This is a genomic window from Xanthomonas sp. LMG 12460 (assembly GCF_009192895.1).
GTDB classification, from domain to species: Bacteria; Pseudomonadota; Gammaproteobacteria; order Xanthomonadales; family Xanthomonadaceae; genus Xanthomonas_A; species Xanthomonas_A sontii.
Map to the genome: position 1 here is coordinate 1 of NZ_NKUH01000049.1, position 14,798 is coordinate 14,798.

Consider the following 14,798-nt stretch of genomic DNA (forward strand, 5'->3'; position numbering starts at 1 on the left):
TGGCCTCGTCCATCTGGGTGATGGTCTGGTTGACCTGCTCGATGCCGGCGGACTGCTCCTGCGAGGCGGCGGAGATCTCGCCCATGATGTCGGTGACGCGCTGCACCGAGGCGACGATCTCCTGCATGGTAGTGCCGGCCTGTTCGACCAGGGCGGAACCTTGTGCGACACGGCCGACCGAGTCGTCGATCAGGCCCTTGATCTCCTTGGCGGCATTGGCAGAGCGCTGGGCGAGGGTTCGCACTTCGCTGGCGACCACGGCGAAGCCGCGGCCCTGTTCGCCGGCACGCGCCGCCTCCACGGCCGCGTTCAAGGCGAGGATGTTGGTCTGGAAGGCGATGCCGTCGATCACGCTGATGATGTCGGCGATCTTCTTCGACGAGGCCTCGATCCCACTCATGGTCTCGACCACCTGGCCGACCACCGCGCCGCCCTGCGAGGCGACCGTGGCTGCACCGGTGGCGAGCTGGTTGGCCTGGCGGGCGTGCTCGGCGTTCTGCTTGACCGTGGAGGTCAGCTCTTCCATCGACGCAGCGGTCTCTTCCAGGCTGGCGGCCTGCTGCTCGGTCCGGCGCGACAGATCGTCGTTGCCGGCGGCGATCTCGGCCGCGGCGCCGTTGATGCTGACCGCGGCAGTCTGGATCCGCGCGACGATGGCGGCCAGCTGTTCGGTGGTGGCGTTGGCGTCGTCGCGCATGGTGGCGAACACGCCCTGGAACTGGCCGTGCATGCGCGCGGTCAGGTCGCCGGCGGCGATCGCTTTCAACAGCGTGGACAGCGCCTGCAGGTTGCCATCGGCGGTGGCCATCAACTGGTTGAGGCTCTCGACCATCAGGCGGAAGTCGTACTGGAAGCGCTCGGCGTCGCCACGCACGCTGAAGTCGCCGGCGGCGGCGGCGCCGGCCAGGTGCTTGATCTCGCTGTTCATCGCGGTGAGGTTGCGCTTGACCGTGTCCATGGTTTCGGTGAGCACCGCCTTTTCGCCGGGCAGCCGATCCATGTCCTCGGACAGGTCGCCGATGGCGTAGCGGCCCATGATCTGCGCCAGGCGCATCTTGACCGCGATATGCGAGGCGGCCAGGGCGTTGCTGTCGTGGACCATGCGCCCGTAGTCGCCGGGGAAGGCCGCTTCGTCCATGCGGTAGCTGATCTCGCCGGCGTCGTGGCGCTGGGCCATCTCCTTCTGCGCGTCGAGTACCGCGCGCAGCTGCTGCTGCATGCGTTGCAGCGATCCCAGCAGCTGCCCCAATTCGTCGTTGCGCGGATACTGGATGCGGCTGTCCAGGCGGCCGGCGGCGACCGCGCTGGAGACTTCCACCGCACTGGCCAGCGGCTTGACCACCAGCCGCCGCAGCAGCAGGTAGAGTCCGCCGCTGAGCAGCAGCGCGGCGCACAGGCCGACCGCCACGATGGTCCACAGCAGGCTGCGCGCCTGCGCCATCAGCACTGCCTTCGGCACCGCCACGCCCAGCGCGAAGCGCTCCTGGGCCTGGCCGATCTGCAGCGGCACATACACTTCCACGTCGGTGGCGCCGGTCTGCGGATCGACGGTGTCGCGGTCGACGGTCTTGCCCTGGGCGATCTCGGCCAGCAAGGCGCGGGTGGCCGGATCCTGCAGCTTCTTGCCGACCAGTGCCGGATCGCGGTCGGCGACGATGACGCCGCCCGGCGAGAGCAGGCGGACGTGGCCGGCACCGAGCGGGCGCAGCTTGGCGACGCGCTGCTGCAGCGTGGCCAGGCCGAAATCGGTGGTGACCACACCCAGGAACTTGCCGTCTTCCAGGATCGGTGTGCTGACCGTGGTCATCAGCACCTTCTTGCCGGCGATCTCGTAATCGTAGGGTTCGGCGACGGTCGGCCGCAGCAGCTTGCGCGGATTCAGATACCAGTCGCCGGCGCCGGCCACGTCGTAGTCGCGCAGCGGATCGCGCACCAGTTTCCCGTTCTGCCAGGACCAGTACACCATGTAGCGGCCGCTGGCGTCATGGCCTGCGCTGTTGGCATAGTCCGCGTCCTTGCCGTCCAGCGCCTGCGGTTCCCATAGCGTGCCCATGCCGGTCCAGTCCGGATGCTGCTGCAGTTCGCGGCGCAGGCTGTCGCTGAACAACTCGCGGGCCTTGTCGTGGCCGCGCTGGGCGAGCAGGGCATTGGCCAGCGCCTGGTTGGAGACCGCGGAGGCGCCGATGGTGTTGCCGATGCGCTCCGATTCCAGGCGCGCGGTGTCGGTCATGCCGACCTTGGCGGAGGCGAGCAGGGCGGAACTGCTGCGGGCGTAGATGATGGCGGCGGTAATGCCGAAGCACAGCAGGGCGATCGCGGCCACGCCGAGCATCAGGCGGGTGGCGACACTGCTCGGGCGAGTGGAGGACGTCGTGGACATCGCGGTCGTCTCGATGGAGAGGAGGGAAAGATCGCGCTGTCGTGGACCGGAGCCTGTTGCCTGCGGGCACAGCAGACCGGAGCGGAGACGTGCGCGACCTTCCGGTTATCGGCACGGCGTCCCAGAAATGTAGGGCGTGTTTGTGGTGCAACGCCACACGCGCCCCGGCACCGGCCATGGGGCCGGAACCGGATGCTCTGTCGGTCGCGTTGGACGGCACCGCATCGCGATCGTTCCCCGATCACGGCAGGTCGAGCGTCGGGCGCGGCGCCGAGCCGCACGACCAAGGCGGCTCGGCGGCCGACAGGACGATGACAACGAAAAAGCCCCGGGAGCGATCGCTCCCGGGGCCGTCGACGCGGACCGGCGGCGACGGCGCGTGCTCAGAACTCCTGCCAGCTGTCGTCGCCCGCCGCGACCGCGACCGGCCGGGCCGATTGCCGGACCGGACGGGCGGCGGGCTTGGCCACCGGCTTGGCCGCCGACCGGGCGGCCGGGCGGCTCGGTGCGCTGGGGACAGCCGGATGGCCGAGCGGGGCGCTGCTCGCCTCGATCTTGAACACCGCCACGGCCTGGCTCAGCTGGCCGGCCTGTTCTTCCATCGAACGCGCGGCGGCGGTGGCTTCTTCGACCAGCGCGGCGTTCTGCTGGGTGGTTTCGTCCATCTGGGTGACGGTCTGGTTGACCTGCTCGATGCCGGCGGACTGCTCCTGCGAGGCGGCGGCGATCTCGCCCATGATGTCGGTGACGCGCTGCACCGAGGTCACGATCTCCTGCATGGTCTTGCCCGCCTGGTCGACCAGCGCCGAGCCCTGGGCGACACGGCCGACGGAGTCGTCGATCAGACCCTTGATCTCCTTGGCGGCGTTGGCCGAGCGCTGGGCGAGGGTGCGCACTTCGCTGGCGACCACGGCGAAGCCACGGCCCTGTTCGCCGGCACGCGCCGCTTCCACCGCCGCATTCAAGGCAAGAATGTTGGTCTGGAAGGCGATGCCGTCGATGACGCTGATGATGTCGGCGATCTTCTTCGAGGACGCCTCGATCCCGCTCATGGTCTCGACCACCTGGCCGACCACCGCGCCGCCCTGCGAGGCAACCGTGGCTGCACCGGTGGCGAGCTGGTTGGCCTGGCGGGCGTGCTCGGCGTTCTGCTTGACGGTGGAGGTCAGTTCCTCCATCGACGCGGCGGTTTCTTCGAGGCTGGCGGCCTGTTGTTCGGTCCGGCGCGACAGATCGTCGTTGCCGGCGGCGATCTCGCTGGCGGCGCCGTTGATGCTGACCGCCGCGGTCTGGATCCGCGCGACGATCGCCGCGAGCTGTTCGGCGGTGGCGTTGGCATCGTCGCGCATGGTGGCGAACACGCCCTGGAACTGGCCGTGCATGCGCGCGGTCAGGTCGCCGGCGGCGATGGACTGCAGCAGTGCCGACAACGCCTGCAGGTTGCCGTCGGCGGTGGCCATCAACTGGTTGAGGCTCTCGACCATCAGGCGGAAGTCGTACTGGAAGCGCTCGGTATCGCCACGCACGCTGAAGTCGCCGGCGGCCGCCGCACCGGCCAGGTGCTTGATCTCGGTATTCATCGCGGTCAGGTTGTGCTTGACCGTGTCCATCGTTTCGGTCAGCACCGCCTTTTCGCCGGGCAGGCGGTCCATGTCCTCGGACAGGTCGCCGATGGCGTAGCGGCCCATGATCTGTGCCAGGCGCAGTTTGACCGCGATGTGCGCGGCGACCAGCGTATTGCTGTCGTGGACCATGCGGCCGTAGTCGCCGGGGAACACGGTTTCGTCCATGCGGAAGCTGATCTGGCCGGCGTCATGGCGCTGGGCCATCTCCGCCTGCGCGGCGAGCACCGCCTGCAACTGGCTCTGCATCTTGTCCATGCTCAGCAACAGCACGCCGGCCTCGTCCTTGCTGCGCAGGTCGATGGCATTGTCGAGCTTGCCGCGGGCGATGGCATCGGCCACGCCGATCGCGGTGCCCAGGCGCTTGAGCAACTGGCGGCGGATCACGATCGCCATGCCGATCGCGGCCACGATCACCAGCAGGTTGCCCAGCAGCACCGCCCACTTGTTCTGCGCGCGCACGGCGATCAGGGTGTCGGTGCGCTTGGCCAGCAGGCCGCGCTCTTCGTTGGTGAAGTCGCGGAGCAGGCCGCGGATCTCCTGCATCGCCTTGCGGTCGCGGGCCTGGCCGAACGCCGCGGTGATCTTTGCCGGGTCGTCGGATTGGGCGCGCAGCGCGATGATCTGCTTCTCGATGCCGACCAGGTCATCGAACGCCGCGTGCACCTTCTCCAGCCGCGCCTGCTGGCGTGGATTGTCCGCGGTCAGGCGCTTGGCCTCGGCGAAGTTCTTTTCGAATTCGGCGACGCCCGTGGTGAACGGTTGCAGATGCTGCTGCTCGCCCGCCAGCAGATAGCCACGCGAGCCGGTCTCGACGTTGAGGGCATCGATTTCCATCATGTCGCCGGTGGCCATCACCTTGTAGGTATGGTCGTTCATGTCGGCGGCGTTGTTGAGCGAAGAGAGGCTGCTCAGGCTGATCGAGCCGATGATCACCGTGATGAGCACGATGATCGCGAAACTGAGCGCGAGCCTGGCGGAAAGACTGAGATTCTTGAGCGTCATCGTCGTGGTCCTGGAGGAAAAGTGAAGCGTTGGGGATGGCGTACCCCTTGCCTGAGTCGATGTCCGCGGAGGCGCTGGGCGGTGCCTATCTATTTCGTCTGCACATCGAAAGAATGAAATTGATAGTTTTTGTAAATTTAATAGATGTTCGCGATTGAAACTTATTCGGCGATTTGGCGTTTCTTTGCTTCAGTCGCCCTGTGGCAACTCTTGTTCAAATTCGTAGACAATTTGTGTGTGCTCCCGCCGTATCGGCGTGTGCGCTCTGTTCTTTAAGGCGGGATGGTGCGGATTTAGATTCGCTTCACGTTGGCTTCACTCCGACAGGGATAGGCGTCGCGCTTTTCCGGGCGCCACGCCCGTCGATTCGCCTCCGGCCGTGTGGAATGACTCAAAAAAAGAGCCCGGGAGCTGGCGCTCCCGGGCTTCGTTACCCGTGTCAGTGGGATGCGCGGTGAAGCGCGATCAGAACTCCTGCCAGTCGCCACCGCCCGCAACCACGTCTGTGGTCTTGGCTGCAGCAACGGCCACCGGCCGGCGTGCGACCGATGGTGGTGCAGGAATCTTGGCCGGTCGCTTGGCGCCGGCGCTGGCGAGCGCGGCCGGCGGCGCGGCGCGGCGCGGTGCCGTCGGCGCCTGCTGGTCGATCTTGAACAGGGCCACGGCCTGGCTGAGCTGGCCGGCCTGATCCTCCATCGAACGCGCGGCGGCCGTGGCTTCTTCCACCAGGGCGGCGTTCTGCTGGGTGGCCTCGTCCATCTGCATCACGGTCTGGTTGACCTGCTCGATGCCGGCCGACTGTTCCTGCGAGGCGGCGGAGATCTCGCCCATGATGTCGGTGACGCGCTGCACCGAGGCCACGATCTCCTGCATGGTCTTGCCGGCCTGGTCGACCAGCGCCGAGCCCTGGGCGACGCGGCCGACCGAGTCGTCGATCAGGTCCTTGATCTCCTTGGCCGCACTGGACGAGCGCTGGGCGAGGGTGCGCACTTCGCTGGCGACCACGGCGAAGCCGCGGCCCTGCTCGCCGGCACGCGCCGCTTCCACCGCCGCATTCAAGGCCAGGATATTGGTCTGGAAGGCGATGCCGTCGATGACGCTGATGATGTCGGCGATCTTGCGCGAGGAGGCCTCGATGCCGCTCATGGTCTCGACCACCTGACCGACCACCGTGCCACCCTGCGAGGCGACCGACGCGGCGCCAGTGGCGAGCTGGTTGGCCTGGCGGGCGTGTTCGGCGTTCTGCTTGACCGTGGAGGTCAGCTCTTCCATCGACGCGGCGGTTTCCTCGAGGCTGGCGGCCTGCTGCTCGGTGCGGCGCGAAAGGTCGTCGTTGCCGGTGGCGATCTCGCTGGCGGCGGCGTTGATGCTGACCGCGGCAGTCTGGATGCGCGCGACGATGGCCGCCAGTTGTTCGGTGGTGGCGTTGGCGTCGTCGCGCATGGTCGCGAACACGCCCTGGAAGTCGCCCTGCATGCGCACGGTCAGGTCGCCAGCGGCGATCGACTGCAGCAGCGACGACAGCGCCTGCAGGTTGCCGTCGGCGGTGGCCATCAGCTGGTTGAGGCTGTCGACCATCAGGCGGAAGTCGTACTGGAAGCGCGCGGCGTCGCCACGCACGCTGAAGTCGCCGGCGGCCGCCGCACCGGCCAGGTGCTTGATCTCGCTGTTCATCGCGGTCAGGTTGTGCTTGACCGTGTCCATCGTCTCGGTGAGGTTGGCTTTCTCGCCGGGCAGGCGATCCATGTCCTCGGACAGGTCGCCGATGGCATAGCGGCCCATGATCTGCGCCAGGCGCTCGGTCACCGCGATGTGCGCGGCGGCCAGGGCATTGCTGTCGCGGACCATACGCCCGTAGTCGCCGGGGAAGACGCTCTCGTCCATGCGGTAGCTGATCTGGCCGGCGTCGTGGCGCTGGGCCATATCGGCCTGCGCGGCCAGCACGGCCTGCAGCTGCTGCTGCATGCGGCCCATGGCGTTCAACAAGCGGCCGGTTTCGTCGCGGGCCTCGGTGCGCACGGCATTGTGCATGTCGCCATTGGCGATGGCCTCGGCGGTGCGGGTGGCCAGGCCCAGCGGTGCGGTCAGGCTGCGGGTGATGACCAGCGCCAGCAAGACGCTGAGTACCAGGGCCAGCACGGTACCGCCGATCAGAAGCATGCGGCCACGGTGCATCGCGTCCAGCGCCGCCTGATAGCCTTCGGCGGCCTGCGACTTCTGCCGATCGGCGAACTCGCGGATCTTGCTCTGCCACGCCAGGGTTGCCGGCAGCGCTTCGCGATTGAGCATCTCCAGCGCCTGGGCATTCTCGCCCTTTTCGCCCAGCGCGACGATGGCGTCGTTGATCTGTTTCGCAGCGGCGCGCTTGGCGTCCATGTCGGCGCGGATGACGCGGCCGCCGGCGGTGCTGGACAGCTTGTCCATCTTGGCGCGAGCCTCGGCGTAGCGCTCGCGCTGCCGATTGAAGGTCTCCAGCGCCTCTTGCCGCATCGTCGCGTTGGTGGAGGTGGTATAGGTGCTCAGCGCAACCAGCACGGAGGAGTTGGCGTCGAGCATCTGGTTGCTGAACTCGATCTTCGCCATGCGGTCCAGCACGATCATGTCCAGGTGCTTGCGCGCCTCGGCCATGCCGGACAGCCCGATGATCACCAGGACCACCGAAAGAAGAATCAGCACGCCGAAGGCCGCCGACAGGCGCACACCGACGTTGTAGCGTTGCAGAAAGCGGGTCATTTCATATCTCCAAGGGGCGAAAAGGCTGCTCGGCGCGCAGGGGTGCGACGTCGGCGGTGGACGTGGGCTGACGCGGACGGCCTGCGCTCTAGGCGGCGCCAGTCACATGGCGTGATGACGGGCGACGCGACAGGCGGGTCGTGCGAAAGCGCCGCACTCGCGACGGTGACCATGGCGTTGGCATGCCCGAGTTCCGCCTGTAATCGCCGACGGCGTCGGTCGATCGCTCGGTGGATGCGTCTTCGGTGTCGCAAGACCGCATGCATGGTGGCCCCCCGTGTACGAATGAAGGAACGACGCGTGTTGTGGCGCGCCGGAGATCCCGGGTGTAGGCAAGCTGACGAAACGGACCAAGGAACGGCAAGTCGAAGCTGCGCGCGTGCCGAAGGCAGGCGCGAAAAGGAACAGTCGTCAGGGCTGCGGTTTCCCCGTTCGGTTTTGCGACTTCAGCGATCGGCGCATGCACCGAGCGATCCCTCTGAAGCGCCGACGGACCTCCCCAGGCCCTGTCGGCACGCACCGGTGTAGACAAAAAGCGTGCGCTCGATTTGGTATCGACAGGCGCAGGAGATTCTTGAGCGCCTCAGTGCGGTTGTGCCGGCAGTGGTTGCCGTACGCCGCGTCGATGGAGACGATGCGGGCGCCAGCCAGCCTGGCTGCCCCGTACCGACATCGCGGCGTCGCCTATCGAGCGGCCGTGCGGTGCACGGCCGCGCATCGACGCGACTGGGAGGAGGACTCAGAACTCCTGCCAGTCGCTGCTGGCCGCCTGGGCAAGCGCAACGGACTGCGGCGCCGGCCGCGGCTTGCGTGGCGGCGCAGACGGCACGCTGCGTGGTGCGGGGCGCGCCGTCGACGCGACCGCGATCGATGCGATCGCCGGCAGGGTATCCAACTTGAACACGGCCACCGCGTCCTGCAACTGCGTGGCCTGTTCCTCCATCGAGCGCGCGGCGGCGGTGGCCTCTTCCACCAGGGCGGCATTCTGCTGGGTGGTCTCGTCCATCTGGGTGACGGTCTGGTTGACCTGCTCGATCCCCGACGCCTGCTCCTGCGAGGCCGCCGAGATCTCGCCCATGATGTCGGTGACGCGCTGTACCGAGGCCACGATCTCGGCCATGGTCTCGCCGGCCTGGCGTACCAGGGTCGAGCCATTGGCCACCTGGTCCACCGAGTCGTCGATCAAGCTCTTGATCTCCTTGGCCGCATTCGAGGAACGCTGGGCCAGGGTCCGCACCTCGCTGGCGACCACCGCGAAGCCGCGACCCTGTTCGCCGGCACGCGCCGCTTCCACCGCCGCGTTCAAGGCCAGGATATTGGTCTGGAAGGCGATGCCGTCGATCACGCCGATGATGTCGGCGATCTTCTTCGACGAGGCCTCGATGCCGCTCATGGTTTCGACCACCTGGCCGACCACGCTGCCGCCTTGCGAGGCCACCGAGGCGGCACCCGCTGCCAACTGGTTGGCCTGGCGCGCGTGCTCGGCATTCTGCTTGACGGTGGAGGTCAGCTCCTCCATCGACGCAGCGGTTTCTTCCAGGCTGGCGGCCTGCTGCTCGGTGCGGCGCGAGAGGTCGTCGTTGCCGGCGGCGATCTCGGTCGAGGCCGCGTTGATGCTGACCGCCGCGGTCTGGATGCGAGCGACGATGCCGGTCAGTTGTTCGACGGTGGCGTTGGCGTCGTCGCGCATGGTGGCGAACACGCCGTGGAACTCGCCTTCCATGCGCGCGGTGAGGTCGCCGGCGGCGATGGACTGCAGCAAGGCCGACAGCTTGCCCAGGTTGTGGTCGCTGACCTCCATCATCGCGTTGAGGTCCTGCACCATCAGCCGGAAATCGTGCTGGAAGTGCGCCGCATCGCCGCGGGCGCTGAAGTCGCCGGCGGCGGCGGCCGCGGCCAGACGCTTGATCTCGGTGTTGATCGCCAACAGGCTGGCCTTGGCCGCATCCATCGACTCGTGCAGGACCGCGCGGCTGCCGGGCAGGCGCCGGGCGTCGCGGCGCAGGTCGCCGTTGGCGTATTCGTTGAGCACGCCGATGGCGTCGACGATGGCGTCCAGATGCTCGAACATCATGGTGTTGATGCCCTTGCTCAGCTCGCCGTAGACGCCCGGGAAGTCCTGCGGCATGCGGTGGGACATGTCTTTGTCGGCATGCAGTTCGATCATCAGCGAGGTTTCGCTGGAGAAGCGCTGCAACTGTCGCTGCATCGCGTCCATCGCCATCAGCAGGCGGCCCGGCTCGTCGCGTGCCTCGGTGGCCACGTGGTTGTCCAGGCGTCCATCGGCAATGGCTTCGGCGGCGCGGGTGGCCTGGTTCAGCGGTCCGGTCAGGCTGCGGGTGATGGTCCAGGCCAGCAGGCCGCTGACGATCAGCACGGCCAGGCCGCCGCCGAGCAGCATGTTGCGGCCATTGGTCATCGCCTCGGTGGCCGTGGCATAGGCCTTCTTCATCTGCGCGTCCTGGATATCGGCGTTCTCCCGAATCTTGGCCTGCCAGGCGGCTGTGGCCGGTCGCGCCTTCTCGTTCAATACGGCCTGCGCTTCGTCGTTGCGATTGGCCGCGCCGAGCGCAATCACCTGATCGTTGAGCTTGCCTGCGACCGCCCGTTGCGCATCGATCTCCGCACGCAGCGTGCGGATGCGTTCGCTGGTTGAAGGGAACGCATCGAGTTGCTTGCGCATCTCCATGTAGTGCGCGCGATGTTGCTTGATTTCTGCCAGTGCTTCCCGGTTGAGCTGTTCGCTGCTCACCATTGCCAAGGTGCCGAGCGCGACCAGGATGTTGGCGTTGTCGTCGAGCATGCCGTTGCTGATGCGGATCTTCTCGACGTTGATCTTGACGATGCGGTCCAGCTCGTTCCGCGCCCGCGACATGGACAGCAGGCCTGCCGCGACCAGCAGACAGGACAGCAGGATCAATAGGCCGAACGCGCCGCCGAGGCGGCGGCCCACGTTGTAGCGTTGCAAGAGCGACGTCATGTTGGAACCCCCTGAAAATGGACGAGTCACTGCGTGTTCGTTAACAGGGAAAACCGGTCGTAATGCTGGTTTCATCTGTGATGAAGTGCGAAAAACATGCGAGAGGCATGCGAAAACATGCGCTCAAGCCACGCCAACACGACACACGACCCGTTTTCCCCGTTGCTGCGGCACGGCTTCAGCGACCGGCATCTCCTCCGATCGCTCCCCTGAAGCGCCGGTTCCACCTCCCCAGGTGGGACCGGCACGCACATGTAGACAAAAACTGTGCGCTCAATGGGCTATCGGCACCCTTGGCGCTTTCTTGAGGGCCGCGTTGCGGTCTTTGCAGTTCGGATGTGGGGCCACGTGGAGGCATCTGCTTGCAGTGCGTGTCCTGTTTCTGGCGACTGCGTACGCAGACACGCCGATCTGCGGCGCGCACCGCAAACAAAAAGCCCCGGCATCGCTGCCGGGGCTCGTGTGTGGCGTTGCGCGGGAGGGCGGGGCGGTCAGGCCGCCTGCTGCACCCGCAGCGAGCGGACCAGGCCACCGATGTCCACGATCAGGGCGACGCGGCCGTCGCCGAGGATGGTGGCACCGGAGATGCCGCTGATGCGCCGGTAGTTGTTCTCGATGTTCTTGACCACCACCTGCTGCTGGCCGATCAGTTCGTCCACTTCCAGCGCCAGCTTCTGTCCGTCGGCCTCGACCACCACCACCAGCGGTTCTTCGCTCTGCTCGATGCGGCCGAAGCCGTAGGAGTCGCTGAGCGAGAGGATCGGCAGGTATTCGCCACGGACCCGCAGCACGCGGCCTTCGCCGGCCATGGTGCGGATGTCGTCGGCCTTGGGCTGCAGCGCCTCGATGACGTAGGCCAGCGGCAGGATCAGGGTCTCGCCCGACACCGCCACGGTCATGCCGTCGAGGATCGCCAGGGTCAGCGGCAGGCGGATCAGCACGCGGGTGCCGCGGCCGGATTCGCTTTCCAGCTGCACTTCGCCGCCCAGGCCCTGGATGTTGCGGCGGACCACGTCCATGCCGACGCCACGGCCGGACAGATCGGTGACCGCGTCGGCGGTGGAGAAGCCCGGGGCGAAGATCAGGTCCCAGACCTGCGCATCGCTCGGGTTGTCCGGCACCGCGATGCCGCGTTCGGCGGCCTTGGCCAGGATGCGGTTGCGGTTGAGGCCGGCGCCGTCGTCGCTGACTTCGATGACGATGTGGCCGCCCTGGTGCGAGGCCGCCAGGGTGATGGTGCCGGTCTCGTCCTTGCCGGCGGCGCGGCGCGCCTCCGGCAGTTCCAGGCCGTGGTCGATCGAGTTGCGCACCAGGTGCACCAGCGGATCGGCGATCTTCTCGATCAGGCCCTTGTCCAGCTCGGTGCCCTCGCCGATCGTGCGCAGGCGCACCTGCTTGCCGAGGCGGGTGGAGAGGTCGCGGACCAGGCGCGGGAAGCGGCGGAACACCGCGTCCACCGGCAGCATGCGCACGCCGATCACCGCTTCCTGCAGGTCGCGGGTATTGCGTTCGAGCAGGTCCAGGCCGGCGAACAGGCGCTCGGCCACGGCCTGGTCCAGGCCGGTGGAGACCTGCTTGAGCATGGCCTGGGTGATGACCAGTTCGCCGACCAGGTTGATCAGCGCGTCGACCTTGTCGACGCTGACGCGGATCGAGCTTTCCGCTTCGTGCGCGGCCGCGGCATTGCCCGCCGGCGCATTCGCGGCCACGGCGGCGGCCGGGGCGGCGGTGGCGGCGGTCGGCGGCGCGGTCAGCACCGGCGCCGGCGCGGTGGCCAGGCTCGGCGGCGGCACCGGACGGATTTCCAGCTCGCAGTCGTCGATGACCCAGGCGAAGGTGTCTTCGATCGCGCTGCGCGGGATCTTGCCGACCAGGCCCAGGTCCCAGGCCAGGTAGGCCTCGAGCGGATCGAGTTCGGCGAAGCCGGGCAGACGCGTGCTGCGGCAGGCGACCTGCAGCGGACCGAGGTGTTCGAGTTCGCGGATGATGCGCAGCGGGTCGTTGCCGCTCATGAACAGCGACGGCGCCGGAGTGAAGCCGATCTGCCAGGCTTCCGGCTCGGCCGGCTGGTTCGCCGCCGGGGTGGCGACGGTGGGCGCGGCCGGGCCGCCGTTCAACGCGTGCTGCAGGCGCTCGTGCACGGCCTTGACCGCGGCCGGATCGGCCGGGACGCCGTGTTCGGCTTCGCGCAGCAGGGCGCGCAGCACGTCCACCGAGCCGAGGATGGCGTCGATCGCGTGCGCTTCGACTTCGCGCTTGCCGGCGCGCAGCTCGTCGAGCAGCGTCTCCAGCACGTGGGTGAGGCCGGCCATCGCCTCGAAACCGAAGGTGGCGGCGCCGCCCTTGATCGAGTGCGCGGCGCGGAACACCGAGTTGATGGTCTCGGGGTCGCGATTGCCTTCTTCCAGCGACAGCAATCCGGCTTCCATCGCGTCCAGCCCTTCGCGGCTTTCCTCGAAGAAGGTGGCGTGGAAACGTTGCAGGTCCATGCTCATGGGGCGGCAATCCGGAAAAGGAGGGGAGGGATCAGCCCAGGACTTTCTGGACGGTGGCGATCAGCTGTTCGGGATTGAACGGCTTGACCAGCCAGCCGGTCGCACCGGCCGCCTTGCCCTCGGACTTCTTCTCCGCCGCCGACTCGGTGGTCAGCATCAGCATCGGGGTGAACTTGTAGTCCGGCAGCTGCCGCAGTTCGCGGATCAGGGTGATGCCGTCCATGTTCGGCATGTTGACGTCGGTGACCACCGCGTTGAAGCGCTGGCCCTTGGCGCGGCCCAGCGCGACCGCGCCGTCTTCGGCTTCTTCGACGGCAAAGCCGGCCGAGGTGAGGGCGAAGGAGACCATCTGGCGCATCGACGCCGAATCGTCCACTACCAAGATACGTGCGCTCATGCCGCGTTCTCCACAGATTTCAGATTGTCAGGGGTTGCAGGAAGGCCCAGCGATTCGCTGACCCCTAGCAGGCGTGCCGCGTCGCGAAAGGTGGCGTTGCAGGCCTCGAATTCGGTGCGCTTGCCGTCCTTGCGACGGGCATCGACGAATGCGCACAGCACCTGTACGGATGCGGTATGGATGCGGCGGACTTCGCCGGCGTCCAGCCGCAGCACGTCGTCCGACGCAAGGAACGCGGTCAGGCGTTGTTTCAGGTCGGCGCTGGTCTCGATACCGAGATCTTCGCCAAGGGGGACTGTGCTCATCATTGCTCCGCACCAATGGTTCTATGGCAGATAACGGCCGTGGCCTGAAAAGCTTTAGCGGCGCTTGGAAAGTGCGGCACCGTTCCCAGTTGCCGCCCGCCGGCCCGGGTCAGTGCAGCAGTTGCTCGGCGTCGAGCAGGATCATCGGCTGCTGCGCCAGCCGCGCCACGCCGCGGAACAGATGGTTGGAAATGCGGCAGATGCGGGCATTGTCCGGCGGCTCGATCTGCTGGTCGCTGAGGCTGGCCACGTCTTCCACCGCGGACACGCGCAGGCCCAGGGTCTCGCCGTTCTCTTCCAGCACCACCACCCGGGTCTGCATGTCCATCTCGATCGGCGCCGCCCCAAGGTGCACGCCGAGGTCGAGCACAGGCACCACCTGGCCGCGCAGGTTCATGATGCCGAGCATGGCCGGCGGCGTGCCGCGCAGCGCCAGCAGCGGCACCGGCAGCACCACTTCCTGCACCTTCAGCAGTTCCAGGGCGTAGGCCTGCTCGCCGCAGCGCAGGCGCAGCCAGCGGGTGCGGCGCTCGGCCAGGCGTTCGGGGGCGATGGCCGAGCCATGCGGCACGCTTGGCGCCATGAAGGCCTGCAGGTTCGGCGGCAGCTTCGCGCCGGCGGCCTGGGCGCGGCTGGCTTCGGCGCGGCGTTCCGGCGGCACCGCCATCGGCGGACGCTTGACCGCGCGCGCGGCGGCGGCATCGTCTTCGGCGGCCAGATCGCGCGGCACGGCGGCACGCTGCCGCTCCATCGCCGCGACCGCGTCCAGGTCGGCCTGGCGCTCGGCCTGCTGGGCCGGCGTCAGCGCGGCGGGCGCCGGTGCTGCTTGCGACATGATGCCGGCCAGGGCCGGATCGGAGTCGGCTTCGGCCAGGACCGCG

8 protein-coding genes are annotated in these 14,798 nt (G+C 67.7%); all 8 read right to left on the reverse strand.

Going from position 1 to position 14,798, the window contains the following annotated elements; genetic code table 11:
• The coding region (locus CEK66_RS20795; protein WP_152236987.1) for a methyl-accepting chemotaxis protein at nucleotides 1-2,380 on the reverse strand (2,380 nt) is incomplete at its 3' end.
• 383 nt (nucleotides 2,381-2,763) lie between these two features.
• Nucleotides 2,764-5,007: a methyl-accepting chemotaxis protein gene (locus CEK66_RS11420; protein WP_152236988.1), complete on the reverse strand. Its 2,244-nt coding sequence runs from the start codon at nucleotides 5,005-5,007 to the stop codon at nucleotides 2,764-2,766.
• A 465-nt stretch (nucleotides 5,008-5,472) separates the two neighbouring features.
• The gene (locus CEK66_RS11425; protein WP_152236989.1) at nucleotides 5,473-7,740 is read right to left on the reverse strand and encodes a methyl-accepting chemotaxis protein; all 2,268 of its coding nucleotides are present in this window, start codon (nucleotides 7,738-7,740) and stop codon (nucleotides 5,473-5,475) included.
• Between the two features lie 739 nt (nucleotides 7,741-8,479).
• The gene (locus tag CEK66_RS11430) at nucleotides 8,480-10,720 is read right to left on the reverse strand and encodes a methyl-accepting chemotaxis protein (RefSeq protein WP_152236990.1); all 2,241 of its coding nucleotides are present in this window, start codon (nucleotides 10,718-10,720) and stop codon (nucleotides 8,480-8,482) included.
• A 491-nt stretch (nucleotides 10,721-11,211) separates the two neighbouring features.
• Entirely contained in the window at nucleotides 11,212-13,215 is a 2,004-nt protein-coding gene (locus CEK66_RS11435) for a chemotaxis protein CheA (RefSeq protein ID WP_148827701.1), read from the reverse strand.
• Between the two features lie 31 nt (nucleotides 13,216-13,246).
• Nucleotides 13,247-13,612, reverse strand: coding sequence for a response regulator (locus tag CEK66_RS11440; protein WP_010341778.1), 366 nt, complete (start codon nucleotides 13,610-13,612; stop codon nucleotides 13,247-13,249).
• Nucleotides 13,609-13,917 carry an STAS domain-containing protein gene (locus tag CEK66_RS11445; RefSeq protein ID WP_010341777.1) on the reverse strand — a complete coding sequence of 103 codons (309 nt, stop codon included), beginning with the start codon at nucleotides 13,915-13,917 and terminating at the stop codon, nucleotides 13,609-13,611. The genes CEK66_RS11440 and CEK66_RS11445 overlap by 4 nt, the downstream gene beginning before the upstream one ends.
• Nucleotides 13,918-14,026: 109 nt before the next feature.
• Nucleotides 14,027-14,798: chemotaxis protein CheW (locus CEK66_RS11450; RefSeq protein WP_193312637.1), on the reverse strand; the 772-nt coding region annotated here is incomplete at its 5' end.